23 protein-coding genes are annotated in these 24,734 nt (G+C 72.5%); 15 read left to right on the plus strand and 8 right to left on the minus strand.

Going from position 1 to position 24,734, the window contains the following annotated elements:
• Nucleotides 1-3: 3 nt before the first annotated feature.
• Entirely contained in the window at nucleotides 4-2,496 is a 2,493-nt protein-coding gene (locus tag M2165_RS16365) for a TonB-dependent receptor (protein ID WP_280815650.1), read from the minus strand.
• 195 nt (nucleotides 2,497-2,691) lie between these two features.
• Here M2165_RS16365 and M2165_RS16370 point away from each other — a divergent pair, with 195 nt between their 5' ends.
• A complete protein-coding gene (locus M2165_RS16370; RefSeq protein ID WP_280815651.1) occupies nucleotides 2,692-3,249 on the plus strand; it encodes a sigma-70 family RNA polymerase sigma factor in 558 nt (185 codons plus the stop codon).
• Nucleotides 3,246-4,247, plus strand: a complete 1,002-nt coding sequence (locus M2165_RS16375) for a FecR domain-containing protein (RefSeq protein ID WP_280815652.1) — start codon at nucleotides 3,246-3,248, stop codon at nucleotides 4,245-4,247. Before M2165_RS16370 ends, M2165_RS16375 begins: the two co-directional genes overlap by 4 nt.
• Before the next feature lie 39 nt (nucleotides 4,248-4,286).
• On the opposite strand, the gene M2165_RS16380 is transcribed toward M2165_RS16375, so the two are convergent.
• The 4 genes from M2165_RS16380 to M2165_RS16395 are packed head-to-tail and all read right to left on the minus strand — an operon-like array spanning nucleotide 4,287 to nucleotide 8,753.
• On the minus strand, nucleotides 4,287-5,921 hold the full coding sequence (locus M2165_RS16380; RefSeq protein ID WP_280815653.1) for a rhodanese-related sulfurtransferase: 1,635 nt from the start codon (nucleotides 5,919-5,921) through the stop codon (nucleotides 4,287-4,289).
• Nucleotides 5,918-6,520, minus strand: coding sequence for a cysteine dioxygenase (locus M2165_RS16385; protein ID WP_280815654.1), 603 nt, complete (start codon nucleotides 6,518-6,520; stop codon nucleotides 5,918-5,920). The genes M2165_RS16380 and M2165_RS16385 overlap by 4 nt, the downstream gene beginning before the upstream one ends.
• Nucleotides 6,517-7,509: an ABC transporter substrate-binding protein gene (locus M2165_RS16390; protein WP_280815655.1), complete on the minus strand. Its 993-nt coding sequence runs from the start codon at nucleotides 7,507-7,509 to the stop codon at nucleotides 6,517-6,519. Before M2165_RS16390 ends, M2165_RS16385 begins: the two co-directional genes overlap by 4 nt.
• The gene (locus tag M2165_RS16395; protein WP_280815656.1) at nucleotides 7,506-8,753 is read right to left on the minus strand and encodes an acyl-CoA dehydrogenase family protein; all 1,248 of its coding nucleotides are present in this window, start codon (nucleotides 8,751-8,753) and stop codon (nucleotides 7,506-7,508) included. The genes M2165_RS16390 and M2165_RS16395 overlap by 4 nt, the downstream gene beginning before the upstream one ends.
• A 143-nt stretch (nucleotides 8,754-8,896) precedes the next feature.
• On the opposite strand from M2165_RS16395, the gene M2165_RS16400 reads away from it, so the two are divergent.
• The 8 genes from M2165_RS16400 to M2165_RS16435 all read left to right on the plus strand — a co-directional run bounded on the left by M2165_RS16400 (nucleotide 8,897) and on the right by M2165_RS16435 (nucleotide 17,075).
• Nucleotides 8,897-9,910 (plus strand): ABC transporter substrate-binding protein, encoded by a 1,014-nt coding sequence (locus M2165_RS16400; protein ID WP_280815657.1) that lies wholly within the window; start codon nucleotides 8,897-8,899, stop codon nucleotides 9,908-9,910.
• A gap of 41 nt (nucleotides 9,911-9,951) precedes the next feature.
• The gene (locus M2165_RS16405) at nucleotides 9,952-11,064 is read left to right on the plus strand and encodes an LLM class flavin-dependent oxidoreductase (protein ID WP_280815658.1); all 1,113 of its coding nucleotides are present in this window, start codon (nucleotides 9,952-9,954) and stop codon (nucleotides 11,062-11,064) included.
• Between the two features lie 144 nt (nucleotides 11,065-11,208).
• Nucleotides 11,209-12,027 (plus strand): class II aldolase/adducin family protein, encoded by an 819-nt coding sequence (locus M2165_RS16410; protein WP_280815659.1) that lies wholly within the window; start codon nucleotides 11,209-11,211, stop codon nucleotides 12,025-12,027.
• Nucleotides 12,028-12,055: 28 nt separating this feature from the next.
• Entirely contained in the window at nucleotides 12,056-13,057 is a 1,002-nt protein-coding gene (locus tag M2165_RS16415; protein WP_280815660.1) for an ABC transporter substrate-binding protein, read from the plus strand.
• A 2-nt stretch (nucleotides 13,058-13,059) separates the two neighbouring features.
• A complete protein-coding gene (locus M2165_RS16420) occupies nucleotides 13,060-14,142 on the plus strand; it encodes an ABC transporter permease subunit (protein ID WP_280815661.1) in 1,083 nt (360 codons plus the stop codon).
• On the plus strand, nucleotides 14,136-14,918 hold the full coding sequence (locus tag M2165_RS16425; protein WP_280815662.1) for an ABC transporter ATP-binding protein: 783 nt from the start codon (nucleotides 14,136-14,138) through the stop codon (nucleotides 14,916-14,918). The genes M2165_RS16420 and M2165_RS16425 overlap by 7 nt, the downstream gene beginning before the upstream one ends.
• Nucleotides 14,905-16,077: a c-type cytochrome gene (locus tag M2165_RS16430; protein ID WP_280815663.1), complete on the plus strand. Its 1,173-nt coding sequence runs from the start codon at nucleotides 14,905-14,907 to the stop codon at nucleotides 16,075-16,077. The genes M2165_RS16425 and M2165_RS16430 overlap by 14 nt, the downstream gene beginning before the upstream one ends.
• Nucleotides 16,078-16,103: 26 nt before the next feature.
• The gene (locus M2165_RS16435) at nucleotides 16,104-17,075 is read left to right on the plus strand and encodes an ABC transporter substrate-binding protein (protein WP_280815664.1); all 972 of its coding nucleotides are present in this window, start codon (nucleotides 16,104-16,106) and stop codon (nucleotides 17,073-17,075) included.
• A 15-nt stretch (nucleotides 17,076-17,090) separates the two neighbouring features.
• Here the strand turns inward: M2165_RS16435 and M2165_RS16440 are convergent, their stop codons facing one another.
• Complete coding sequence (locus M2165_RS16440; RefSeq protein WP_280815665.1) at nucleotides 17,091-17,936, minus strand: symmetrical bis(5'-nucleosyl)-tetraphosphatase; 846 nt, start codon at nucleotides 17,934-17,936, stop codon at nucleotides 17,091-17,093.
• Nucleotides 17,937-17,959: 23 nt separating this feature from the next.
• Here M2165_RS16440 and M2165_RS16445 point away from each other — a divergent pair, with 23 nt between their 5' ends.
• The 5 genes from M2165_RS16445 to M2165_RS16465 are packed head-to-tail and all read left to right on the plus strand — an operon-like array spanning nucleotide 17,960 to nucleotide 23,290.
• Complete coding sequence (locus M2165_RS16445) at nucleotides 17,960-19,258, plus strand: hemolysin family protein (RefSeq protein ID WP_280815667.1); 1,299 nt, start codon at nucleotides 17,960-17,962, stop codon at nucleotides 19,256-19,258.
• A gap of 3 nt (nucleotides 19,259-19,261) precedes the next feature.
• The gene (locus M2165_RS16450) at nucleotides 19,262-20,239 is read left to right on the plus strand and encodes a protein kinase family protein (protein WP_280815668.1); all 978 of its coding nucleotides are present in this window, start codon (nucleotides 19,262-19,264) and stop codon (nucleotides 20,237-20,239) included.
• 36 nt (nucleotides 20,240-20,275) lie between these two features.
• The gene (locus M2165_RS16455) at nucleotides 20,276-21,253 is read left to right on the plus strand and encodes a VWA domain-containing protein (protein ID WP_280815669.1); all 978 of its coding nucleotides are present in this window, start codon (nucleotides 20,276-20,278) and stop codon (nucleotides 21,251-21,253) included.
• A gap of 7 nt (nucleotides 21,254-21,260) precedes the next feature.
• Complete coding sequence (locus tag M2165_RS16460; protein ID WP_280815670.1) at nucleotides 21,261-22,616, plus strand: adenylosuccinate synthetase; 1,356 nt, start codon at nucleotides 21,261-21,263, stop codon at nucleotides 22,614-22,616.
• A 35-nt stretch (nucleotides 22,617-22,651) separates the two neighbouring features.
• Entirely contained in the window at nucleotides 22,652-23,290 is a 639-nt protein-coding gene (locus tag M2165_RS16465) for a heme-binding beta-barrel domain-containing protein (protein WP_280815671.1), read from the plus strand.
• An 18-nt stretch (nucleotides 23,291-23,308) separates the two neighbouring features.
• Here M2165_RS16465 and M2165_RS16470 read toward each other — a convergent pair whose 3' ends face one another.
• A complete protein-coding gene (locus tag M2165_RS16470) occupies nucleotides 23,309-23,953 on the minus strand; it encodes a hypothetical protein (protein ID WP_280815672.1) in 645 nt (214 codons plus the stop codon).
• A gap of 5 nt (nucleotides 23,954-23,958) precedes the next feature.
• Complete coding sequence (locus M2165_RS16475) at nucleotides 23,959-24,708, minus strand: ABC transporter substrate-binding protein (RefSeq protein ID WP_280815673.1); 750 nt, start codon at nucleotides 24,706-24,708, stop codon at nucleotides 23,959-23,961.
• Nucleotides 24,709-24,734: the final 26 nt, after the last annotated feature.

Here is a 24,734-nt window from a genome sequence, read left to right on the forward strand (position 1 = left end):
GCACTACCACTGGTGCGTGAAGCTGGCGGTGAGCACCGTTCCGGCCGCGGGCAGGCGGCTGTCGTTCCGGCCGCTGCGCATGAGCTGGCTGTAGAGCGGCAGGTAGTGGCGGTTGAACAGGTTCTGCACGCCGACCGTGAGCACGTTTTTCCTGTCGAAGTGGTAGCGACCCACGATGTCGACGCTGTAGTAGCTCCTCACGTCGGCGCGCGCGAACTCGGTCTTGCCGTCCGCCAGGCGATAGTCCTTGGCGCCGAACCAGTTGAACTGCGCACGCACGCTCCAGCGCTCGCTGGGCTTGTACTGCACATAGCCGGTGATCTTGAGCGGCGGAATCCGGTAGCCCGTCATCGGCTGGTCCCGCACCGCGTCCTGCGGCGTCTCGCGGCCCTGCATCCACGTCAGCGTGCCGCCGCTGGACCACTGCTCGCCATAGCGGTCGATCGTCGCTTCGAGCCCGTGGATGCGTTCGCGCGTGCGAAGCAGGCGCAGGCCGTTGTTGAAGGACTGGACGGCGCCGAGGTCCGAACGGGAATGGAAGAGCGCCAGCGTCGCCAGCGTGTCGCCGAAGGCGCCGCGCCAGCCGATCTCGTAGTTGTCGGTCTTGACGGGCTCCAGTTCGGACGAGTTGATGTCGAAGTTGGCGCCTGCATTGCGCACCTGCAGCCCCACGTCGGGCAGGTCGAAGCCCTGGCTGGCCGAGGCGTAGAGCTCGTGGTCCTTGACCGGCTTGAAGGACACGCCCGCGTTGTAGAGCAGCGCGTCGTAGCTGATCTTTCCGCCGCGCACCGTGGCCGGGTTGCGCAAGCGGGATTGGGACAGCGGCTGGAAGTCGTCGAACCCGGCCTGGGCCTTTTCGTAGCGCAGGCCGCCTTCGGCGGACCAGCGTTCGTCGAACTTGTGCTGCAGTTGCGCGAACGCCCCGGCGCTGCGCGTGGTGGTCCACGGCATGTAGGTCAGCTGCCGCACGAAGCGGAATACCCGGCCTCCGCTGGCGTCGTAGACCGCAGGGTCGAACACGTCGACCGGCATGTCGCTGCGTTCCTGGAGGTAGTCGGCGCCCCAGGTCAACCGGGTGGTTTCGCCGGCGCCCAGCGGGGTGTTCACGGTCAGTCGTCCGCCGAACACCTTGTTGTTCTGCATCGCCTGGTCGATGTTGTTGCCGCGGTTCCTGTTGGAGCGCAGGTCGGCGGGAGGAAAGCGCAGATAGCCGTCCCGGCCGTAGAGCATCGCCGAGACCGTGCTGCCCCCGAGGTCCTTGTGCTCGTAGCTGGCGCTCAGCAGGGTGTTTTCGACCTGGTTCTGCTCGGCGAGCCTCAGCCCGTGGATGGCGCGCGCATTCACGCTGCCCAGCGGCGCGCGGTTCACGGCCGGGTCGTTCGCATAGTCGGTCTTCTGGTGCGCCCGCAGATAACTGGCAGCGAACTGGATGCGCTGGTTGGCGTCGATCCGGATGCCGAGCTTGCCGCCCAGGCTGGCGGTGTTGGCGTCGCTCAGATCGCCCTGGCTGGCGTCGGGGGCGATCCGGTCGCCATGGGCGTCGTAAGACCCGGCCTGGCGGCGCATCGCCACGTCGACCTCGTAGTCGATCATTCCGCTGCGTCCCGAGAAATAGTGCTGGACCTGGCCGCCCACGCCTTCGCCGCTCGAGCGCGACAGCGAGGCGTCGAGCCCGAACGTGGTCCTGGCCACCGGCTCGCCGCCCACCGGCCGCGTCGTCACCGAAATGATGCCGCCCGTGGCGCCGCTGCCGTAGATGGCGTTGCTGCCGCGCAGGACCTCCACCCGCTCGATGCGGCTGGGCTCGATGTTCACCAGGTTGCGCGAGCTGTCCCGGTTGGTGTTCAGCGGGATGCCGTCCACCAGGACCAGAACGTTGCGTCCGCGCAGGGTGGTGCCGAAGTCGCTCAGCGTGCGGCTGGAATCGGACAGCCCCGGGACGCTCTTGGCCAGCATGGCGCTCAGGTTGGGCGAGCTCGCGCGCAGATCGTCGAGCTCCTGGCCTTCGATCACCGAGACCTGCCGCGTGGGCTGCATCAGCGAACCGCCCATGCGCTCGTCGGTGACCACCACCGCGGGCAGAAGCGCCGCGGGCGCCGGCGCCGATGGGGCGGCGGGCCGCAGGCCATGGCTTCCGTCCGCCAGTCGGAATGCCTCCAGCCCGGAGCCGGCGAGCAGGGCCGCCAGGCCGTCCTGCACCGTGTGGCGGCCCCGCAGTCCGGGGCTCGTCTTGCCTTCGGCGGCCTCGCCCGCGCCCACCAGGTGGATGCCGGCTTCGCTCGCGAAGCGGGTGAGCGCCCGGTTCAAGGGGCCGGCCGGGATGTCGTAGCTGCGGGCGGTCGCTGCCGCGGCGTCCTGCTGCGCCAGCGCTTCCGGGGCATGGCCGCCGAGGGCTGCGGCGCCGGCGAGCAGCGCAATGTGAACGGCCAGCGCCAGCGGGCGCGTGGCGGGCAGACGCGGGCCCGGGGCCGCATGCGTCGAGCGGTGAGGTGACATGGATGGATCTCCTGAAGAAAGGCTCGGGTAGTTCTCAAGCTCTAGAACCAATGAGGCGCCCAAACCCGGAACCGCTTTTGTGTGAACTTTTTCACGAATTGGCACAATGCGTCCCCGGGCAGCCGAAGGAGGCTGCGCGTATCGAGAACAATTCGCGTTTGCGCACCATCGATCCGAAAGCCGGAAATCCCCCCAATGCCAGCCGACGCCGCTGCGCTCCAGCAGCGCTTCCATGCCCTCTATCGCGACCACCACGGCTGGCTGCAGGGCTGGCTGCGGCGCCGCCTCGGCTGCGAGGCCCGGGCGGCCGATCTCGCGCACGACACCTTCCTGCGCCTGATCGGCGCCCCCTCGCGCCCGCGTTTCGACAGCAGCGCCGAAGCCCGCGCCTACCTATGCAAGACCGCGCACAACCTGTGCATCAACCTGTGGCGCCGCCAGGAGATAGAACGGGCGTGGCTCGATACGCTGGCCGCCGCGCCCGAGGCGCACTACCCCTCCGCCGAGCGCCAGTCCATGGTGCTGCAGGCGCTGGAGGAGGTCTGCGCGATGCTGCAGGCGCTGCCGCCCAGGACCGCACGCGCTTTCGTGCTGGCCGTGGTCTGCGGCATGGGCGACGATGAAGTGGGCGCGGAGCTCGGCATCTCCGGCCGCATGGTCCGCAAGCATGTCGCCCGGGCCATGCTGGGCTGCCTGAGCCTGCGCGCGCGGCAGACGGCGAGCGAGCTGCGCCTCGGCCCCGAGGGCGCATGAGGCCTGCCGTCGCGCCCCGGCTGCCCTCCGGGCCTGAACCCTCCGCCGCCGTGCTCGAGCAGGCGGCCGGCTGGTATGCCCGCCTGCGCGACGGAAGGCACGGCGCCCGGCACCAGGAAGCCTGGCTGGCCTGGCTGCAAGCGGCCGAGGAACACCGGATCGCCTGGCGCTACATCGAGGAGATCCGGCAGGGATTCGACCCGCTGCAGCAACTCGCCGACCGCCGCGCGGCGGCCGACGTGCTCACGGCCGCCAATGCCCGCATGCACACGCGTCGCAACCTGCTCGCAGGCGCAGCGGCATTCGCCGGCGCAGGCCTGCTCGGCGCGCTGGCCTGGCGCGAAGAGCGGCTGCCGTCCGCGCTCACCGCCTGGTCGGCGGACCATCGCACCGCCACGGGCGAGCAGGCGCAGATCGCACTCGCCGACGGCAGCCGCCTCTGGCTCAACACCGCCACCGCGGTCAACGTCGACGCCGGCTCGCGGCGCATCGTTCTCGTGGCGGGCGAAGTCTTCGTCGCCACCTCGCCGGACCCCTCGCGCCCGTTCCTGCTGCGCAGCGTGCACGGCGATATGCGCGCGCTCGGGGCGCGCTTCAATGTGCTGCGCGAGGCCCGCGAGACCCGATGTACCGTGTTCGAGGGTGCCGTCGAGATCCGCACCGCCGACAGCGGCGCCGCCCGCACCGTGCGTGCCGGAGAGCAGGCGTGCTTCGGGGCGCAGCGCATCGTGTCGGAGCGATCGGCCGACCTCGCGCGCGAAGCCTGGACCCGGGGCCTGCTCGTCGCCGACAACATCTCCCTGCGCGAGGTGGTGCACGAACTGCGCCGCTACCGCAGCGGGTACCTGGGCCTGGCCGACGGGCTCGGCGATCTCACGGTCTATGGCAGCTTCCCGGTCCTCGATACCGATCGCGTGCTGCGGATGCTGGCGTCTGCGCTGCCGATACGCATCGAGCAGCCCATGCCCTGGTGGACGCGCATCGAGCCGGCGGGTTGAGCAGGAGGCGTTCGCGGGCGGGCCGCCTGGCGGCGCGGCTCAGACCACCCTGAAGTGATGCGTGCCGTCGCGCCCCAGCTGCTCGACGAGCCCGAATTCCCAGTCCAGGTAGGCCTGCATCGCCTCGGCCGGCGCGTCGGTGCCTTCGTACGGACGGCGGTAGCGGTCGGTGCGCGGCGTCGCGAGCCGGGTCTCGCCCGACTCGGCCTCGAGGCCGGCCGCGAACCATGCGGCGTTGCCGCCGGCGAGCACCAGCACTTCGGCGTCGCGCTGGCCGCGCGCATCGAGCAGCGCGCGCAGGTCGGCCGCGGCATAGCGCGCGAGCAGGCTGCTGCCGCAGGTCAGCACGTAGCGCTGCGCGCGGGGGATGGCGCCGTCGATCGCCGCGGCCAATTGGGCGCGGACGGCGTACCAGGCGCTCGGGATGTGGCGCTTGACGTAGTTGGCGCTGGTGGTCACGTCGATCACCGCTGTGCCCGGGTCCTTCTTGTTCAGCAGCGCGGCCAGTTCCAGCGGCGCGATCTCGCCGGCCGCTTGCGCCACCGGCGGGTAGGCGACCGCCGGCGTGCCCGTTTCGCGCCATGCGGCGGCCGGCGGCACCGGGTCGACCACATGCACCTCCCAGCCCATCTGCGCGAGCCACGAGGCGCTCATCGACGCGCGCACGCCGTCGTCGTCCGCGAGCACGATGCGCGCGCCGCGCACCGGCACCTGGTGGTCGGTCTCCTGCACGAGCTGCCCGCCCGGCGCACTCGCGAAGCCGGGCAGGTGGCCGGCCGCGTATTCCTCGGGCGTGCGCACGTCGAAGCGGTAGACGGTGCGCCCGGGCGCTTCGAGCGTGGCGAGCGCATCGAAGGCAATGCGGCGCACGCCGGCCGCGTCGGCCACGCGGCGCGCATCGGCGCGGGCGCTTGCGCGGTGTTCTTCCGCAACCGACGCCGGTGCCCGGCGCGCGGCGCCATGGTCGAGCGTCTGGCCCGCGAGCTTCCAGCCGATGGTGCCGTTGCGCAGTGCCGCCACCGGGTTCGGAATGCCGGCGTTCACGAGCGACTGCGTGCCGATGATGCTGCGCGTGCGGCCGGCGCAATTGACGATGACGCGCGTCGCCGGGTCGGGCGCGAGTTCGCGCACGCGCAGCACCAGTTCGGCACCCGGCACGCTGGTGGCCGAGGGAATGCTCATGGTCTGGTATTCGTCGAAGCGGCGCGCGTCGAGCACCACCACGTCGGCCTTCGCATCGAGCAGCGCCTTGACTTCCGGCGCCGACAGCGACGGCGTGTGCCGCTCGTGCTCCACCAGTTCGCCGAAGGCCTTGCTCGGCACGTTCACGTCGCGGAACAGTTCGCCGCCCGCGGCGCGCCAGCCTTCGAGGCCGCCCTCGAGCAGATGCAGCTGCGTGTAGCCCAGCGATGCGAGCGTGCGCGCGGCCTGCGGTGCGAGGTCGCTGCCCGCGTGCTCGCCGTAGAGCACGATGAAGGTGTCGCGCCGCGGAATGCGCCGCCAGGCCTCGATCTCGATGCGCGACAGCGGCAGGTTCGCGGCCCAGAGCGGATGCGCCTGCGCGAAAGGATCTTCCTCGCGCACGTCGAGAAGGGCCGTTTCCTCGCGCGCGAGGAGCCGCTCGCGCACGGCGGCGAAGGACACGGTGGGAAAGGAGCGGTCGGCGGTCGTCATGCGGCGGGCGTCTGTCGGAGTTCTTCGGAGCGGTCCCAGAGGTTGGGCAGCAGCGTATTGGAATAGCCCGAGACGAAGGGCTTGCGCCCACCCTCGGCCGGGTAAGTATGCCGGCGCACGGCGCCGATGTTCGCGCCGTAGACGTGGATGCTGATCGACGCGCGGTCCGCATGCGCGTTGTGCACGCGGTGCAGGTCGCCCACGGTCGGCGACACCGCCTCCACCTGGCCCGGGTCGAGCCGCACCGGCGCGCCCTGCGGCTGCGCGCGGCCGGCATCGTCGATCGCATAGGCCTGGCTGTATTCCGCGCCGCGCAACATGCCGATCAAGCCCCACACCGTGTGGTCGTGCACCGGCGTGGCCTGCCCCGGCCCCCAGACGAAGCTCACGACCGAGAAGCGCTCGGTGCTGTCCGCATGCAGCAGGAACTGCTGGTAGCGCGCCGGATCGGGCTCTGCGAAGGCCTCGGGCAGCCAGTCGTCGCGCGCGACCAGCGTGCGAAGCAGCGCACCGCCCTCGCGCAGGATGCGTGCCTCGTCGGGCCGGCCGTCGAGCAGCCGCCCGAAGGCGCCGACGAACTCGCGCAGCGGGGCGATCATGCGGCGCGGCTCCAGAGCCGGGCGTCGGTGACCGCGCGCACGTCCACGCGCAGCGGCAGGATGCCGGTCTGCGCCGAGCGGTCGGCCACCGCCTGCAGCGCCGCGATGTCGGCCTCGGTGACCGGCCGCGCCGTGACCGCGGTGCGCGCCGTGATGATGCGGGCCGATTCGATCGGCAGCCGCGTGAGCTGGCTGTAGGCGCGCGCATAGGCCTCGGGGTTCGCGAGCGCCCATTCGCCCGCGCGCGCGAGCCGGTCGAGGAACTGCACGATCGCCGCGCGCTTGGCGGCATCGGCCAGCGCGGGTTCGCTCGCGGTGATGAAGCCCAGCGCGGTGTTGATGCCGCGCCCGTCGCGCAGGATGCGGCCGCCCTGCTGCAGCGCGATGGCGTAGTAGGGGTCGAACACCGCCCAGGCCTCGATCTGCTTCGAGGCGAAGGCGGCCGCGGCGTCGGTGGGCAGCACGAACTTGACGGTCACCTCGTCGCGCCGCACGCCGGCCTCTTCGAGCGCGCCGTAGAGCTGGTACTGCGAGATGCTGCCGCGCGCCGACGAGACGATCACGGTCCGCCCGCGCAGGTCGGCCACGCGCCGCAGCGTCGACTCCGGCTGCACCACGATGCCGAGCGCATCGGGCTGGCCGACGCGCGTGGCGACGATCTTGAGCGGCGTCCGGCCGACGGCCGCGGCGAGCACCGGCAGGTCGCCTGCCACTGCGGTGTCGACGGCCGCGCTGCGCTGCGCCTCGAACAGCGGCGCCGCGCCCTGGAAGTTGGCCCAGCGGTAGCCGAAGGGCGCGTCCTCGAGCGCGCGCGAGGCCTCGAAGAGCGCGCGCAGGCCGCCGGCCTGGTCGCCGAGCACCAGCGTGGCGGCGGTGGAGGAAGGTGCCTGCGCCAGTGCGCGCAGCGGCGCGGCGGCCGCGAGGGCAGGGAGCACCGCCGCCTGCCGCAGCCAGCGGCGGCGCGAGGTGAGGAACGGCAAATCGCTCATGCGGCGGCTCCTTGCGTGTTCAGTGCGCGCCGGCCCGCGGCGATCAGCACCGCATCGTTCTGCGGCGTGTGGATGCGTCCGCACAGCACGTCGCGGTGGTGGCGCTCGAGCGGGTTCTGCCGCGCGAGGCCGTGGTTGCCGCTCAGCTGCAGCGCGATCTCGACCGCGCGGATGGCGTTGTTCGTCACAGTGTACTTGGCGAGTCCGCTGTCGGCGGCCGCGGGCGCATGGCCCTCGTCGACCGCGCGCGCGGCCTCGTCGAGCAGCACGCGGTTGGTGCGCAGCAGCGCCTCGATCTCGCCCACGTGCTCCTGCACGCGCGGCAGGCTCGCGAGCGGCGCGCCCAGGCTGCCGGGCGCGCGCTGGTTCAGGAAATCCACAAGCCAGTCGCGCGCGGCCTGCGCCACCGCGTCGTAGAGGCTGCCCAGCAGCACCACCATCCAGGCCTGCTGCGCGGCGTGCGCGTCGATGTCGGTCTGGCTGCCGGCGTCGGCGGCCCACGCCGCGGGCGCGCGCAGGTCCACCGCATGGTCGAGCGGCACCGCGACGTCCTCGAACACCACCTCATGGCTGCCCGAGGCGCGCAGGCCCAGGTGGTCCCAGCTCGCGATCACGCGCACGCCGGGCGCGCGGCGCGGCACCAGGACGATGCCCGTGCGCGGCGCGGGTTCGTCGGTGCGCGCCCAGACCGCGAGCCACGAGAGGCCTTCGATGCCGGTGGTGTAGAGCTTGTGGCCGCTGATCCGCCACTGGCCGCCCTCGCGCCGCGCCACGGTGGCGGGCAGCCCGCCGCGGGCCGGGGAGCCGAGCACGGGTTCCACCCGCAGCGAATTGATCAGCGCGCCGTGCGCCACCGCGTCGCGCAGCACGCGCTCGCGCAGCGGCGCCGGCCAGCGGCTGTCGCCGCGCCCGAGCGCATGGTGCTGCAGCCAGGTCATGGTGAGGATCAGCGCGGTGGCGGGCTCGCCGCGCGCCACCGCCGCGATCACGCGGCGTGCCGTCGCGAGCGTGGCGCCGCCGCCGCCCAGGGCCGCGGGCGCGACCAGCCCGATGAGGCCGTGGGCCTGCAGCAGCTCGAAGTTGGCATGCGGAAAGGCGCCGCTGCGGTCGTGGTCGGCCGCGGTGCTGGCGAACTGCGCCGAAAGCCGCGCGAGCAGCGCGTCGTCCACGGCAGGCGGTGCAGAAGAGACGGAAGAAGAAGCGGAAGCCGCGGCCGACGGGCGGCGCAAGGGTAGGGCACTCATGGGCTGCACGGTAGCGGCAGGCGGGCGGGTGGGAAACGACGCATCCCGCATATGCAAACTCGTTTTTCTGCGTTCGCTTTCGCGCGGCCAGCCGGTACGGTCTCGCTCCTCTGCCGAAAAGCGAAGAAGAAAGAAAGCGACGCATGACCACGACCGATCTCCCGCTGGGCCGCCGGCGACTGCTGCAGGCCGCCGCCGCGGGCGCTGCCGCGGCTGCCTGGGCCGGGCCCGCCGCGCTGGCGGCGCCGAGGGCGCCGGACCTCTCCGGCGTGACGCTGCGCGTCGGCACCTACAAGGGGCTCTGGCGGCCGCTGCTGCAGGCCTCGGGCCAGGCCGACACGCCCTACCGCATCGACTGGCGCGAGCTCAACAACGGCGTGCTGCACATCGAGGCGATCAACGGCGATGCGCTCGACCTCGGCTCGGGCAGCGAGATCCCGCCGGTGTTCGCGGCGCGCCAGAAGTCGAGCGTGCGGCTGGTGGCCGTGACGCACGAGGACCTGAACAACCAGACCACGCTCGCGCGCCGGGACGCGCCGATCCGCAGCATCGCCGACCTCAGGGGCCGGCGCGTGGGCTACGTGCGCGCCACCACCTCGCACTACTACCTGGCCAAGCAGCTGGCGGAGGCGGGGCTCTCGTTCAACGACATCCAGGCCGTGAGCCTCACGCCCGCGGACGGCCTCTCGGCCTTCGCGCGCGGCGACCTCGATGCCTGGGCGATCTACGGCTACAACGGCCAGCTCGCGCGCACCCTGCACGGCGCGCGCACGCTGAAGACCGGCGTGGGCTATCTCTCGGGCAACTTCCCGATCTACGCCAACCCGCGCACGCTCGACGATGCGCCGCGCCGTGCGGCGCTCGGCGACCTGCTGCAGCGGCTGCAGCGTTCGTTCGCATGGATCAACGGCAACTTCCTCGCCTATGCGCGCGCCCAGTCGGCCGAGACGCGCGTGCCGGTCGGCGACCTGGTCGAACTCTTCAACGGCCGCAGCGGCGACTACAGCCTCGGCCCCGTCACGGACGCGGTGGTCCGCAGCCACCAGGACGTGGCCGACACCTTCCTGAAGATCGGCGTGCTCGACGGCCCGGCCGACGTGAAGCCGCTCTGGGACCGCCGCTTCGAGCCGCTGCTGCTGCGCCCGGGCGCCGCCTGAACCATCCACCCCATCCAGCCTTTAGACCCCAAGAGGACACCATGAGCCAGAACCACGACGTTGAATTCATCGGCATGATCCAGGCCCAGAAGGTCTCGGAGATCCATGCGCCCCAGGGCCCCGCGATCGACCGCGACTACGTGCGCGCCTTCGCGCAGGCGCACGAGCAGGCCGGCTTCGACCGCGTGCTCGTGCCGCACCATTCGACGAGCCCGGACGCCACGCTCACCGTGGCCTATGCGGCCTCGGTCACCGAGCGCATCCACTTCATGCTCGCGCACCGGCCGGGCTTCGTGGCGCCCACGCTGGCGGCGCGGCAGTTCGCTTCGCTCGACCGCTTCAGCGGCGGCCGTCTCGCGGTGCACTACATCTCGGGCGGCTCCGACGAGGAACAGCGCCGCGACGGCGACTGGCTCGACCACGACCAGCGCTATGCGCGCACCGACGAGTACCTGGAGGTGCTGCACAAGGTGTGGACGAGCGAGAAGCCCTTCGACCACGAGGGCGCGCACTACCGCTTCCAGAACGCCTTCTCGGAAGTGAAGCCGCTGCAGACGCGCAACGGCCGGCCGCACGTGCCGGTGTACTTCGGCGGCGCCTCCGAAGCCGCGATCCCGGTGGCCGGCAAGTACGCCGACGTGTACGCGCTCTGGGGCGAGTCGCTCGAGCAGGCGCGCGAGCTCACGACGCGCGTGCGCGCCGAGGCCGCGAAGCACGGGCGCAGCGTGCGCTTCTCGGTGTCGTTCCGGCCGATCCTCGCGCAGACCGAGGCCGCCGCATGGGCGCGCGCCGACGCGATCCTGGCCGAGACCCGGCGCCTGCGCGTGGCGCAGGGCTACAACCGCGGCGGCCCGCAGCAGAGCGAGGGCGCCCGGCGCCTGCTGGCGGCGGCGGAGAAAGGCACGCGGCTCGACAAGCGGCTGTGGACCGCGGTCGCGCAGGAGATCGGCGGACGCTCCAACAGCACCGCGCTCGTCGGCACGCCCGAACAGGTGGCGGATGCGCTGCTCGACTACCACGACCTGGGCGTGACCACCTTCCTGATCCGCGGCTTCGATCCGCTCGAGGACGCGATCGACTACGGCCGCGAACTGATCCCGCGCACGCGCGAACTCGTGGCCGCGCGCGCGGCTTCGCAGCGCAAGGCGGCTTGACGGTCTGGCTCCCTCCCCTTCCGGGGGAGGGCAGGGGTGGGGGCGCGCGGCGCATCCACCCCTGCACCGCCGTCATCGCCGCATGCCCCCATCCCAGCCTTCCCCCGGAGGGGGAAGGAGCAAGACCCCCACAGGACTTTTCCAATGAGCGCCGTTCTTTCCATCGACCGCCACACCTCGCCCCTGAAGCTCAACCCGAACCCGCAGCAGAAATACTGGTTCGACCCGGTGCCGCCGCGCTCCGTGCAGGCCGAGCGCCGCCACCGGCAGGAGCGCCTCGCCGGCGCCTTCCGCCTGTTCGCGCGCTTCGGTTTCGCGCAGGGGCTCGCGGGCCACATCACCGCGCGCGATCCCGAGCTCGTCGACCACTTCTGGGTCAACCCGCTGGGCATCCACTTCTCGCGCATCAAGGTGTCCGACCTGCTGCTCGTCAATGCGCGCGGCGAGACGGTGATCGGCGAGCGGCCGCTCAACAAGGCGGCCTTCGCGATCCATGCCGCGATCCACGAGTACAACCCGAGGATCGTGGCCGCGGCCCACACGCATTCGACCTACGGCAAGGCCTGGTCCGCGCTCGGCCGCGGGCTCGACACCATCACGCAGGACGCCTGCGTGTTCCACGACGACGTGGCGCTGTTCGACGACTTCACCGGCATGGTGGTCGACACCGACGAGGGCGGGCGCATCGCGCGGGCGCTCGGCGACCGCAAGGGCGCGATCCTCAAGAACCACGGCATCCTGACCGCCGGGCCTTCGGTGGAGGCGGCCGCCTGGTGGTACATCGCGCTCGACAACGCCTGCCACACGCAGCTGCTCGCCGAGGCCGCGGGCAGGCCGCAGCCCATCGACGAGGCGACCGCGCGCCACACCCACACCCAGATCGGCGGCCCCGAAGGGGCGATCCATGCCTTCGACAGCCTCTACCAGGGCCTGGTCGAGGCCGAGCCCGAACTGCTGCTCTGAACCGAAAAAACACCCCACGGAGTCCCCGATGACCGCATTCCCTTCCCGCCGCAGCGTGCTGCGCGCCGGCGGCGCCGCCGCCGTGGTCGCCGCCGGCGGCCTGATCGCGTCGCAGGCGTTCTCGCAGTCTGCGCGCAAGCTCACATTCGCATGGAACGCCGCCGCCTTCTGCCTCTCGCCCGTGGTGGTGGCGCAGGAGCGCGGCTACTTCGAGCGCAACGGCCTGCAGGTGGAGCTGATCAACTACACCGGCTCCACCGACCAGCTGCTGGAATCGCTCGCCACCGCCAAGGCCGACGCCGCGGTCGGCATGATCCACCGCTGGCTCAAGCCGCTGGAATCGGGTTTCGACGTGAAGATCGTCGGCAGCTCGCACGGCGGCTGCGTGCGCCTCGTCGGCGCCAAGAGCGCCGGCGCCACGAGCCTCGCGAGCCTCCGGGGCAAGATCATCGGCGTGTCGGACATCGCGAGCCCGGGCAAGAACTTCTTCTCGATCCTGCTCGCGAAGAACGGCATCGACGTCGAGCGCGACGTGACCTGGCGCCAGTATCCGGCCGACCTGCTCGACATCGCGGTGCAGAAGGGCGAGATCCACGCCATCGCCGACGGCGACCCGAACGTCTACCTGATCGAGAAGCGCAACAAGGGCGCCTTCGTCGAGCTCGCGAGCAACTTGAGCGGTGAATACAAGGACAAGGTCTGCTGCATCGTGGGCGCGCGCGGCGAGCTGGTGCGCAAGGACAAGCCCACCGTGGCCGCGCTCGTGCGCGCGATCGTGCAGGCTTCCGACTACGTGGCCGAGAACCCGAACGAATCGGCCAGGCTCTTCGCGAAGTACTCGCCCAAGGTGCCGGTGGAAGACCTGCGGGCGCTGCTGGGCACGCTCACGCATGCGCACCATCCGCTCGGGCGCAAGCTGCGCGACGAGGTCGAGTTCTATGCGCGCGATTTCCGCGGCGTCGGCGTGCTCAGGAAGACCACCGATCCGGTGCGCTTCGCCGACCACGTCTCGTTCGATCCGCTGGCCTGATCATGAGTGCACCCGAACCCGCTTTCGGCCTCGGCACGCTCGCCTTCCGCGGCGGCGGTGCCGAGGGCGCATCCCTTCCCCTGCGCACGCCGCGCGTCGAAGCGCCGGCGCCGCGCCGCGCCGCCTCGCCGGGCGCGTGGCGCAGCGGCTTCGCGGCCGCCGTCGCATGGTTCGCGCTCGGCGTGCTGACGCTGCAATGGCCGAACAAGCCCGTGGGCTTCGGCGACTGGGCCTACACCGACGCGTTCGGCCTCGCCGCCGTCGCGGCCGGTGCGCTGCTGCTCGCGGTCGCGCTGCTCGGTGCGCGCGCGGGTCGGGTCGCGAGCACGCTGCGCCCGGCAGGGCCGTGGCTCGTGGCCCTGGCGCTGCTGCTCGCGGCCTGGGAGATCGCCACCGCCAAGCTCGCGCTGCTGCCCACGCCCTTCTTCGCGCCGCCGCAGAGCCTGGTCGAGACCTACGTCGACGACTGGCGCCGGCTCGGCGAGAGCCTCTGGCATTCGGCGCGGCTGCTGGCGCACGGCTTCGTGCTGGGCGCGCTCGCGGGCTTCCTCACCGGCGTGACCATCGGCTGGTCGCGCATCGCGGGCTACTGGGTGCATCCGGTGCTGCGCTTCGTGGGCCCGGTGCCGGCTTCGGCGCTGCTGCCGCTGGCGTTCTTCTTCTTTCCATCGAGCTATGCGGCCGCGGTGTTCCTGATCGCGCTCGCCACGGGCTTCCCTGTGGCGGTGCTCACCTGGTCCGGCGTGGCCGGCGTCAACCGCAACTACTACGACGTGGCGCGCACCATGGGCGCGAGCGAGCGCTTCCTGGTGCTGCGGGTGGCCGTGCCCGCGGCGCTGCCGCAGGTCTTCGTGGGCCTCTTCATGGGGCTGGGCGCGGCATTCTCGGTGCTGGTCACGGCCGAGATGATGGGCGTGAAGGCCGGGCTCGGCTTCTATCTCTCGTGGGCGCAGGGCTGGGCCTCGTACTCGAACATGTACGCGGCGCTGATCGTGATGGCGGGACTGTGCTCGGGGCTCGTGACGCTGCTCTTCAAGGTGCGCGACCGCGTGCTCTCGTGGCAGAAGGGGACCGTGAAGTGGTAGCCGCCGTCACCGCCGGGCGCGCCGGCGCGCGCATCGACATCCGCGGCGTGAGCCACTGGTTCGACGTGGCCGCGGGGCCGCTGCAGGTGCTCGACGACATCGATCTGAGCGTCGCGCCCGGCGAATTCGTCGCGCTGCTCGGGCCGAGCGGCTGCGGCAAGTCGACGCTGCTGCGGCTCGTGGCCGGGCTGGAGCCCGCGACCGCCGGACGCATCGCGCAGGACGGCGCGCCGATCACCCGGCCCGATCCGTCGCGCATCGTGGTGTTCCAGGACCCGACCCTCTATCCCTGGCGCAGCGTGTGGGACAACGTGGCGCTCGGCCTGCAGGCGCGTGGCGTGCTCCGCGCGCAGCGCGCCCGCGTGGACGAGGCGCTGAAGCTCGTCGGCCTGGCCGATTTCGCCAGGGCCTTTCCGCACCAGCTCTCGGGCGGCATGGCGCAGCGCGTGGCGCTCGCGCGGGCGCTGGTCAACGACCCGCAGCTGCTGGTGCTCGACGAGCCGCTCGGCAAGCTCGATTCGCTCACCCGCATCGCGATGCAGAGCGAGCTCGTCAACCTGTGGCAGCGCGCCGGCTTCTCGGCGCTGCTGGTCACGCACGACGTGGAGGAGGCGCTGTTCCTGGCCAACCGCGTGATCGTGCTGAGCGACCGGCCCGCGCGCGTGGCGGCGGAGATCGTGGTGGACCTGCCGTATCCGCGCCACCGCGGCGACGCGCGGCTTGCCGCGCTGCGGCACGAGGCGCTGCGGCACCTGGGGCTCGATGCCACCTGGTGAGCTCAGCGCCGCGCCAGGTGCCGCCGGCATCGAGCGCCTGATCGGCCTGCTGCAGGCGGCGCAGCTGCAGCTGCTGCGCGTGCTCGATGCGCTCGGTCTCGTGCCGCAGGTGCACGGCCAGCCGGCCTGGCCCTGGGCCTGGCGGCTGTCGGGCGAGAACCTGCTGATCGATGCCGGCCAGGCGCGGAACCTCGCATGGACGCTCGCCTGCATCGGCGCCGCGCTGCTCGTGCTGGCCCTGGCGCTGCCGTGGCGGCGCGCGCGCTGGCATCTGCTCGCGCTGGTGCCGATGCTGCTGCTCGCCGCGCCCTGGCCGGCGCCGCGGGTGCTGGCGGTGCCGGCCACGCCTGCGAGCTTCCATGCCTCGCCGACCGGCTTCACCGCGGCGTCGATCGTGCGCGGCCGCGTGCTCTATGCGGCCCACTGCGCGGCCTGCCACGGCGCCGACGGGCGCGGCGAGGGGCCGCTCGCGGCCGCGCTGCCGATGTGGCCGCCCGACCTCGGCGGGCCGCTGCTCTGGCGGCGCGCCGACGGCGATCTGCTCTGGCGCATCCTGCACGGCATGCGCGACGCGGGGCCGGACGGCCGGCCCACGATGCCCGGCTTCGCCGCCACGCTCGATGCCGACGACGCCTGGGCGCTGATCGACTACATGAAGGCGCAGGGCGCGGGCCGCAGCCTGCGCACGCTCGGGCGCTGGACCCAGCCCGTGGGCCTGCCCGACATGGCCGTGCGCTGCGGCGCGCGGCCGGCGCGTGCGCTCGCGAGCTGGCGCGGCCAGCGCCTGCGCCTCGTGGCCGGCGATGCGGCCCCGGCCGAGGACCCGCGGCTCGTCACCGTGCAGCTGCTGCCGCCGCAGGGCGCGGGCACGCTGGCCGGCGCCGCCGACTGCGTCGCCGATTCGCCCGCCGCCTGGGAGGCGCTGGCGCTGATCGCCGCCACCGCGCGGCTCGCGGGCACGCAGTTCATCGCCGACCGCGACGGCTGGCTGCGCGCGCTCGGCGAGCCCGGCAAGGCGGGCTGGTCCGACGACGACCTGCTGTGCCGCAGCGACGGCGCGGCGCCGCCCCCGGCGCCGGCCGCCGACGGCCTCGGCGCACTGATCGCGCGCATGGACGCGCAGCCGGTGCGCCTGGTCAAGGGCGGCTTCATCCACTGACTTCTTTTTCACCTTCGGAGAAAACCATGAACCTCACGCCCGGGCCCTCGCGCCGGAAACTCCTCGTTCAAGGCGCCGCCATCGCGGCGGCCACCGCGCTGCCCGCGCTGCCGATGCGTGTGCACGCCCAGGGCCGGCCGCTGCTCAAGGCCGGCGACCAGAAGGGCGGCCTGCGCGCGCTGCTCGAAGCGGCGGGCGCGCTCGAAGGGCTGGACTACGACATCCAGTGGTCGGAATTCCCGGCCGCGGCGCCGCTGGCCGAGGCGCTCAATGCCGCGGCCGTCGATTCGGGGCCGATCGGCGATGCGCCGCTGATCTTCGCGCTCGCCGCGGGCACCCGGGTCAAGGCCATCGGCGCGAACCGCTCCGACGCCTACGGCACGGCGGTGCTCGTGCGGCCCGATTCGCCGCTGCGCGGCGCGGCCGATCTCAAGGGCCGCAGCATCGCGACCAATCGCGGCTCGATCGGCCACTACGTCACGCTCAAGGCCGTGACCGCGGCGGGGCTCCGGCCGGAGGACGTGAACTTCCGCTTCCTCGCGCCGGCCGACGCCAAGCTCGCGCTCACGCAGGGCTCGGTCGATGCCTGGGCCACCTGGGAGCCGTACACCGCGCTCGCGGAAGTCAGTGGTCATGCGCGCGTGCTCGTCGGCGGACGCGGCCTGCTGCCGGGGCTCAGCTACCTCGCGGCGACGGATGCGGCCATTGCCGCCAAGCGCCCCGTGCTGCAGGACTTCCTGCAGCGCGTGGTGAAGGCGCAGCGCTGGTCCTACCGCAACGTCGAGACCTACTCGGCCGCGCTCGCACGCATCATCGGCATTCCGCCCGAGGCCGCGAAGCTGCAGTTCGAGCGGCGGCAGCAGAAGTGGGTGCCCATCGATGCGCAGGTGGTCGCCGACCAGCAGCGCACGGCGGATTTCTACCGGCAGGTGGGGCTCATCCGGCAGCCGCTCGACGTCAAGGCCACCTTCGACACGGGCTTCGGCGTCTCGGGCTGAGCCGCGCCCGCGCGTTCACTGGCCGGGTTTCTGCGCCTGCGCGCACTTCACCTGCACCAGCTCGCGCTCGGCCAGCGTGGCGCCGATGCGCACCGCGCTGAGGCAGCCGCCCCAGACGCAGCCGGTGTCGGTGGAGAGCAGGTCGGGGCGCGACAGCCAGCCCAGCGTCGACCAGTGGCCGAAGGCGACGGTGGCGCCGGCGGTCTTGCGGCCCGGCACGTCGAACCAGGGCAGGAAGCCCTCGGGCGGCGAGTCCGCGCTGTCGCTGCTGCCGAAATCCATGGCGCCCGCGGCCGTGCAGAAGCGCATGCGCGTGAGCGCGTTCACCACCACGCGCAGCCGCGCGCTGCCCGCGAGCAAATCGTTCCACTGCGCGGGCTCGTTGCCGTACATCTCGTGCAGGAACGCGCCCAGCGCCGGGCCGCGCAGCACCGATTCGAGCTCCGCCGCGAGCGCAAGCGTGTCGCCCACCGTCCACTGCGGCAGCACGCCCGCATGCACCATCAGCAGCTCGCCGTCGCCGATGCGCATGTGCAGCGCCATGTGCTGGCGGCGCAGCCAGTCGAGCATGGCCTCGCGGTCGGGCGCGGCCAGCAGGCCGGCCAGCGTGTCCTTGCGGCCCGGCTTGCGCGCGCCGTGCGCCACGCCGAGCAGGTGCAGGTCGTGGTTGCCGAGCAGGCTCAGCGCCGAGGCGCCGTAGCCCTGCACGCGCCGCAGCACGGCGGCCGAATCCGGCCCGCGGTTCACCAGGTCGCCGAGCAGCACCACGGTGTCGCGGCTCGGGGAAAAGCCGATCTCGTCGAGCAGCCGCTGGAGGGCGGCGTCGCAGCCCTGGATATCGCCGATCAAGTAAAGTGCCATCTCCTCATTTTCACCCCCTGTACATGGATGTCTTCCTGCTGGCCTTGCTGACCACGCTCAACGCGCTGTTCGCAATGTCCGAAATGGCCCTTTCGACCAGCCGGCGCGCGCGCCTCGCGGCACTGGCGGAAACGGGAGACGCAGGCGCCGAGGCGGCGCTGCGGCTGATGGAGGAGCCCACGCACTTCCTTTCCACGGTGCAGATCGGCATCACCTCGATCGGCATGCTCAGCGGCATCGTGGGCGAGGCCGCGTTCGCGGCGCCGCTCGCGGTGTGGATGGAGGGGCTCGGCCTCGGCGGCGGCACCGCGAGCGTGGCCTCCACCGCGCTGGTCGTGACCGGCATCACCTTCTTCACCATCATCTTCGGCGAACTGGTGCCCAAGCGCATCGGCCAGCTCTATCCCGAGCCCGTGGCGCGCTGGGTCTCGCGACCGATGCGCGGGCTCGCCAAGGGCGCCAAGCCCTTCGTCTGGCTGCTCGCGAGCGCGACCGCGGCGGTGCTGAAGCTGCTGCGCATCGACGCCAACGCCGCGCGCTCCATGACCGAGGAAGAGATCTCGGCCAGCCTCGAGGAAGGCGTGGACGCGGGCGTGATCGAGCAGCACGAGCACCAGATGGTGCGCAACGTGTTCCACCTCGACGACCGCCGGCTGTCCTCGCTGATGATCCCGCGCGCCGACATCGAATGGCTCGACGCCGCCGACACCGTGGCCGAGGCGCTGCAGAAGGTGGCCGATGCGGGCGCGCTCAACCTCGTGCACTCCTGGTATCCGGTGTGCCGCAACTCGCTCGACGACGTGGTCGGCGTGATCAGCGTGGCGCACCTGCTGCGGCTCGGCGCCGGCCATGCGGGCGTGCTCGGCGAAGAGGCCGCGCCGGCCGTGTTCGTGCCCGAGACGCTCACCGGCATGGAGCTGCTCGAGCAGTTCCGCGAGCGCGGCGGGCGGCTGGTGTTCGTGGTCGACGAATACGGCGTGGTGCAGGGCCTGATGACGCCGCGCGACCTGCTCGAAGCCATCACCGGCGAGCTGCAGCCCGGCACGCTGACCGAAGCCTGGGCGCGCCAGCGGCCCGACGGCGTGTGGGAGCTCGACGGCCTGATGCCGGTGTCGGAGCTGCGCGCGCGCCTCGGCATCCGCGAGCTGCCCGACGAGGAGCGCGGACGCTACAACACGGTGGCGGGGCTGCTGATGGCGGTCTCGGGCCACCTGCCCGAGTCGGGCGAGGTGATCGACTGCGCGGGCTGGCAGTTCGAGGTGGCCGCGCTCGACGGGCGCCGCATCGACCGCGTGCTGGCCTCGCCCGAGAAGCCGGCCTAGCCGATGCTGCCGCTGCTGGCTCTTGACTGCCCGCAGTGCGCCGCGCCGCTGCCGCGCGCGGCGCGCTGGCGCACCGTCAACTGCAGCTACTGCGGCGCCACCATCACGCGCGGCGAGGAGACGGTGGAACGCGAGAGCTTCCGCGCCGCGCTGCGCCGCGCCAACGCCCAGAACGGCGATGCGGCCCGCATGCTGCACTGGCGCGGCGCGCGCTACCGGGTGCTCGCGCCGCTCGCCGCGGGCGAACACAGCGAGGTGCTGCTGGCCGAGCGGCTCGGGGCCTTGCCCGAGCGTGTGACGATCAAGCTCGCGCGCGAAGCGGCCGACGATGCGGTGCTGCGGCGCGAAGCCGCGGTGCTCGACGCGCTGCAGGCGCTCTCGCTGCCGGGCAGCGCCTACTTCACGCGCCGCCTGCCGCAGCCGGTGGGCGCCGGGCTCGCCGAAGGCCTGGCCGACGGTGCGCGCCAGGCGCTGGTGCTGCGCCATCCGCCGGGCTTCTGGGGCAGCCTGCACGACGTGCGGCAGGCCCATCCGCACGGCATCGATCCGCGCCATGCGGTGTGGCTCTGGCGCCGCATGCTCGAGGTGCTGGCTTTCGTGCACGACGCCGGCTGGAGCCATGGCGCGCTCGCGCCCCCGCATGCGCTGGTGCATCCGCGCGACCACGGCGTGCTGATCGTCGGCTGGTCGCGGGCGCGGCAGGCCGCGGGCGCGGCGCAGGCCGCCGCGGCGGCGCGCGACCTCGCCCAGAGCGCCTGGACGGTGCGCGCGGTGCTGCATGGCGGCGAGCCCGGCGAGCAGCCGGGCCTGGGCGCACACACGCCGGCGCCGCTGGCCGCGCTGCTGCGCCAGTGCAGCGAAGATGTGGCCGCCTGCGAACGCCTGGGCGCGCGCGGCATCGAGCAGGCGCTCTCGGCGGCTTCGCGCGAAGCCTTCGGCGCGCCGCGCTTCGTGCCCTTCGACCCCGCGCCGCGGGCCTGAGCCACGACAGACAAACAAACGACGAGGAGAGAATCCATGGGCTACGGAAACTATTCGCACGCCGCGCACACGGCGCTCATCGCCGACCGCGCCGCCCGGCCCGGCGCCGAGGTGTTCACGCAGACCTCCACGCATCCGCTGATGAACCCGCACGGGCTCAAGGTGCGCGAGTCGCGCGACAACGCCGACCATCCGAATTCGCTGGGCATCGCGTTCGCGCTCGACGTCACCGGGTCGATGGGCGACATCCCGCAGATCCTCGCGCGCCGCGAATTGCCGACGTTCATGAAGCTTTTGACCGACTGCGGCGTGGCCGACCCGCAGCTCATGTTCATGGCGATCGGCGACGCCAATTCCGACCAGGCGCCGCTGCAGGTGGGCCAATTCGAATCCACCGCCGACCTGATGGACCAGTGGCTCACCTGGAGCTACCTCGAAGGCGGTGGCGGCGGCAGCGGCGAGGAGAGCTACGAGCTGGCCTTCTACGTCATGGCCCAGCACACCGACATGGACTGCTGGGTCAAGCGCCGCAAGCGCGGCTACCTCTTCGTCACCGGTGACGAGCTGCCGTATCCGGCCGTGTCGCGCCGGCAGGTCGAGGGCCTGATCGGCGAGAAGCTCGACGAGGACATTCCGATCGAGGAGGTCATCGCCGCCGCGGCCGAGACCTGCCACCTGTTCTTCCTGATCCCCGACGCGCAGCGCCGCCGCCGCTGCGAGGCGCGCTGGCGCGAGCTGCTGGGCGATCACGTGATCTGCATGGACTCGCCCGACGACGCCTGCGCCGTGGCCGCCGGCATCGTCGCGCTGACCGAGAAGGCCGTGCCCGGCCTCGATGCGCTCGCGGGCGTGATGGCCGCCACCGGCATGGAGCCGCAGCGCGTCAACGGCGTGCTGCATGCGCTCGACGGCTATGCCGCGCTGCTCGACCCGAACGCGCCGCGCCGCGCGCCGCCGGCCAACGTCGCCGATGCGGCGCCGCGCTCGTCGTGGTGGAAGCGGCTCTTCGGCTGAGCGCCGGGTGAGCGCCACCGCGGCACCTGCCACGCGCTACGTCTCGCTGCTCGGCCTCGGCTTCGGCGACTGCGGCAAGGGCCTCTACACCGACCACCTCTGCGGCGAGCTGCGGGCGCACACGGTGGTGCGCTTCAACGGCGGCGCGCAGGCGGGCCACAACGTGGTGCTGGCCGACGGCCGCCACCACACCTTCTCGCAGTTCGGCGCCGGCAGCTTCCATGCCGATGTCGCGACCGTGCTCGCGAGCCCGGTGGTGGTCCATCCGACCGCGCTGCGGGTGGAGGAAGCGGCGCTGCGCCGCGCGGGCGTGGGCGACGCGTTCGCGCGGCTGCGCATCGATGCGCGCTGCCGCGTCACCACGCCTTACCACCAGGCCGCCGGCCGGCTGCGCGAATGGGCCCGGGGCGCGGCCCGGCACGGCAGCTGCGGCGTCGGCGTCGGCGAGACCGTGCGGCAGGCGCTCGCGGCGCCCGAGGCGGCGCTGCGCTACGGCGACCTGCCGCATCCGGCGCGCGCCCTCGACAAGCTCCAGGCGCTGCGCGCCGCGCTGCAGCGCGAGTTCGCCGATTTTTCGCCGCCCCATGCGGAAGCGGCACAGGAACTGGCGCTGCTCGGAGACGACGCGCTCGCCCGGCGCTGGCTCGATGCCGCCGCGCCCTGCGTGCGGCTGGCGCCGCCCGCGAGCGCCGATGCCATCGGCGCTCGCCTCGCGCAGCCGGGCACCGTGCTGTTCGAGGGCGCGCAGGGCGTGCTACTCGACGAGTGGCGCGGCTTTCATCCGCACACCACCTGGAGCACCATCTCCACCGCCGCGGTCGAAGCCGTGCTGCACGATGCGGGCATCGGCACGCCCGCGGTGCGCCACCTGGGCGTGCTGCGCAGCTATCTCACGCGCCACGGTCCGGGCCCGCTGCCCACGCACGACCGCGCGCTCGATGCCCGGCTGGCCGAGCCGCACAACGCCGACGACGGCTGGCAGGGCGCGTTCCGGCGCGGCCATCCCGATGCGGTGCTGCTGCGCCATGCGCTCGCCGCGGCGGGGCGGCTCGACGGGCTGGTGGCGAGCCATCTCGACGCCTTCGAGCGCACGCGCCTGCGCTGGTGCGGCGGCTACCGCGGCGCCGATGGTGCGCGCATCGAGGCGCTGCCGCTCGCCTCCGCGCCCGACCTCGACCACCAGCAGGCGCTGACGCGGCTACTGCACGCCGCCGAGCCGCGCTACGAGGCCGAAGCCATCGCCACGCCCGCGGCCTGGATCGAAAGGATCGAAGCCGCGAGCGGACTGCCGGTGCGCTATGGCGCCTTCGGCCCCACGCGCGAGGCGGTGCGAAGCTTGCATGCCTTCGCGCAGAATCCCTGACCTTTGACCCTCGACCCACGAAGACGCCTGAAGACATGAACCCGACCGAAGACATCTACACCGAACCGCCCGCCGACCCTGACACGCTGGCCAACCTCGGCCCGCTGCGCGCCATGGCGGGCGTGTGGGAGGGCACGCGCGGCGTGGACGTGAAGCCCAAGCGCGAAGGCCCCAAGACCCAGGTCTACGTCGAGCGCATCGAACTGCAGCCGATCGACGCGCAGACCAACGGCCCGCAGCTGCTCTACGGCCTGCGCTACCACACCTACATCCACAAGCCCGGCCTCACGAAGATGTACCACGACCAGGTCGGCTACTGGCTCTGGGAGCCGGCCACCGGCACCGTGATGCACACGCTCGCGATCCCGCGCGGCCAGGTGGCGATGGCGGTCGGCCATGCGACGGCCGACGCCACGCGCTTCACGCTCAGCGCCGAGCGCGGCAGCCTGGTCAACGGCATCGTCTCGAATCCCTTCATCGAGCGCGCCTTCACCACGCTCGCATGGAACATCACCGTGACCCTCAACGCCGACGGCACCTGGTCCTACGACCAGGACACGGTCATGCAGATCCAGGGCCAGGCCGAGCCCTTCCACCACACCGACCGCAACACGCTCACGCGGGTCGAAGGGCCGGGGCTCAATCCGTTGGCGCTGGCGGCCCGGGCGGCCTGAAGCGCGCGGGGCCGCACCCTACATCGGGTCGGGCCCGCGCCACTCCACGCGGATCGGCCGTGCGATCGGCCGGCCGTTCTGCTCGCGCATCCACTGCTGCGCGAATTCGCGCACCGTCTGTTCGGCGTTCTGCCGCTGCGCCGCCAGGTAGGCCGGGCTCGCGCCGCGCCGCGCGAGTTCGGGGCCCAGATGGCGCAGCGCCTTCTCGCGGTTGGCGGGCGCGGCGGGCGAGAGCACGCTCTGCTCGGTGGTGACGATCTCCATGTTCGCGGTGTCGAAGCCCACCGGCGCCTGCAGCTGCAGCGGCGGCAGCGTGAGCACGTAGTGGTCGCCCTCGGGCCGCAGGCGCCATTCGGCCGCGAGCGGAATGCGGTAGACGTAGCGCGCCTGCACGCGCACGCGCGACACGGTCTTCGGCAGCCGGCTGCAGTCCACCAGCGGACAGTCCCACGAGGTCTGCCAGCCGAACTCCTCGACCTTGGCCATCTCGCTGACCTGCAGGTGGCCGCCGGGCGTGCGGATCAGTTCGATGCGCGCGGGATCGAGCAGTTGCACCTGCTGCCCGGCCGTGCCGCCGAGCGTGGCGTTCAGGCGGAACCAGCCGCCGATGACGGCGGCGGCCATGGCGCCGCCGAGCACGAAGAACAGCAGGTTCTTGCGCATCGCGCTCAGGACGACGATGCGGCGGGCGCCACCGACGCGCCCTGGATGCCGTGCCGCGCGAGCGCCTCGGCCACGAAGCCCGCGGCCTTCATGTCCTCGACGAAGGCGGCCAGTGCGCCGGCCGCGGCCGCGCCGCGGCGCTTGGGCGTGCCCATGGCCTGCCGGATCACCATGAAGCGGCCCGGCAGCAGGCGCAGGCCGGCATGGCGCGCCTGGTCGGCTTCGAGCTGCTGCTTCACGCCGGCGGCCACCTCGAGCTTCTCGTCGAGGAAGGTCTGCACCACCGCGGGCGAGGAGGGCGCGCGCACGATCTGCGCCTGCTTCAGCTCGCGCGTGAGATACAGGTCGTAGGCGCTGCCCTTGCCGACCGCCACGCGCACGCCCGCGCGGTCCACCTCTTCGTTGGCGGCGAGCGGCGAATCCTGGCGGACGAGGTAGCTGCCCTCGATCAGCACGTAAGGCGCAGTGAACGCGATCTCGGCGCCGCGCACCGGATCGATGGCGAAGAAGCCGATGTCGGCGTCGTCCGCCGCCACGGCCTCGACCGACTTGCCCGCGGTGTCGAAGACCACGAGCTCGACCGGCACGCCGAGGCGCTCGCCGAAGGCGCGCGCGAGGTCGATCGACACGCCGGCCGGCTCGCCGCTGGCCGCGTCGCGGCCCGCGAGGATCGGGTTGCCGAGGTTGATGGAGGCGCGCAGCACGCCGGTCGGCGCGAGGGCCTGGACGAGGTCGGTGGTGAGGGGGAAGGGCATGGGCCCGATTTTGATTTCATTTCAGC

This window comes from Variovorax sp. TBS-050B, from assembly GCF_029893635.1.
Lineage (GTDB): Bacteria > Pseudomonadota > Gammaproteobacteria > Burkholderiales > Burkholderiaceae_C > Variovorax.

Excerpts from the sequence above, each read along its gene's own strand:
- M2165_RS16455 (WP_280815669.1), top strand. The coding sequence starts at position 20,276 with ATGGGCTACGGAAACTATTCGCACGCCGCGCACACGGCGCTCATCGCC.
- M2165_RS16440 (WP_280815665.1), bottom strand. The coding sequence starts at position 17,936 with ATGGCACTTTACTTGATCGGCGATATCCAGGGCTGCGACGCCGCCCTC.
- M2165_RS16395 (WP_280815656.1), bottom strand. The coding sequence starts at position 8,753 with ATGAGTGCCCTACCCTTGCGCCGCCCGTCGGCCGCGGCTTCCGCTTCT.
- M2165_RS16435 (WP_280815664.1), top strand. The coding sequence starts at position 16,104 with ATGAACCTCACGCCCGGGCCCTCGCGCCGGAAACTCCTCGTTCAAGGC.
- M2165_RS16465 (WP_280815671.1), top strand. The coding sequence starts at position 22,652 with ATGAACCCGACCGAAGACATCTACACCGAACCGCCCGCCGACCCTGAC.
- M2165_RS16385 (WP_280815654.1), bottom strand. The coding sequence starts at position 6,520 with ATGATCGCCCCGCTGCGCGAGTTCGTCGGCGCCTTCGGGCGGCTGCTC.
- M2165_RS16390 (WP_280815655.1), bottom strand. The coding sequence starts at position 7,509 with ATGAGCGATTTGCCGTTCCTCACCTCGCGCCGCCGCTGGCTGCGGCAG.
- M2165_RS16450 (WP_280815668.1), top strand. The coding sequence starts at position 19,262 with ATGCTGCCGCTGCTGGCTCTTGACTGCCCGCAGTGCGCCGCGCCGCTG.
- M2165_RS16445 (WP_280815667.1), top strand. The coding sequence starts at position 17,960 with ATGGATGTCTTCCTGCTGGCCTTGCTGACCACGCTCAACGCGCTGTTC.
- M2165_RS16410 (WP_280815659.1), top strand. The coding sequence starts at position 11,209 with ATGAGCGCCGTTCTTTCCATCGACCGCCACACCTCGCCCCTGAAGCTC.
- M2165_RS16370 (WP_280815651.1), top strand. The coding sequence starts at position 2,692 with ATGCCAGCCGACGCCGCTGCGCTCCAGCAGCGCTTCCATGCCCTCTAT.
- M2165_RS16365 (WP_280815650.1), bottom strand. The coding sequence starts at position 2,496 with ATGTCACCTCACCGCTCGACGCATGCGGCCCCGGGCCCGCGTCTGCCC.
- M2165_RS16405 (WP_280815658.1), top strand. The coding sequence starts at position 9,952 with ATGAGCCAGAACCACGACGTTGAATTCATCGGCATGATCCAGGCCCAG.
- M2165_RS16400 (WP_280815657.1), top strand. The coding sequence starts at position 8,897 with ATGACCACGACCGATCTCCCGCTGGGCCGCCGGCGACTGCTGCAGGCC.
- M2165_RS16380 (WP_280815653.1), bottom strand. The coding sequence starts at position 5,921 with ATGACGACCGCCGACCGCTCCTTTCCCACCGTGTCCTTCGCCGCCGTG.
- M2165_RS16430 (WP_280815663.1), top strand. The coding sequence starts at position 14,905 with ATGCCACCTGGTGAGCTCAGCGCCGCGCCAGGTGCCGCCGGCATCGAG.
- M2165_RS16470 (WP_280815672.1), bottom strand. The coding sequence starts at position 23,953 with ATGCGCAAGAACCTGCTGTTCTTCGTGCTCGGCGGCGCCATGGCCGCC.
- M2165_RS16415 (WP_280815660.1), top strand. The coding sequence starts at position 12,056 with ATGACCGCATTCCCTTCCCGCCGCAGCGTGCTGCGCGCCGGCGGCGCC.
- M2165_RS16375 (WP_280815652.1), top strand. The coding sequence starts at position 3,246 with ATGAGGCCTGCCGTCGCGCCCCGGCTGCCCTCCGGGCCTGAACCCTCC.
- M2165_RS16420 (WP_280815661.1), top strand. The coding sequence starts at position 13,060 with ATGAGTGCACCCGAACCCGCTTTCGGCCTCGGCACGCTCGCCTTCCGC.
- M2165_RS16475 (WP_280815673.1), bottom strand. The coding sequence starts at position 24,708 with ATGCCCTTCCCCCTCACCACCGACCTCGTCCAGGCCCTCGCGCCGACC.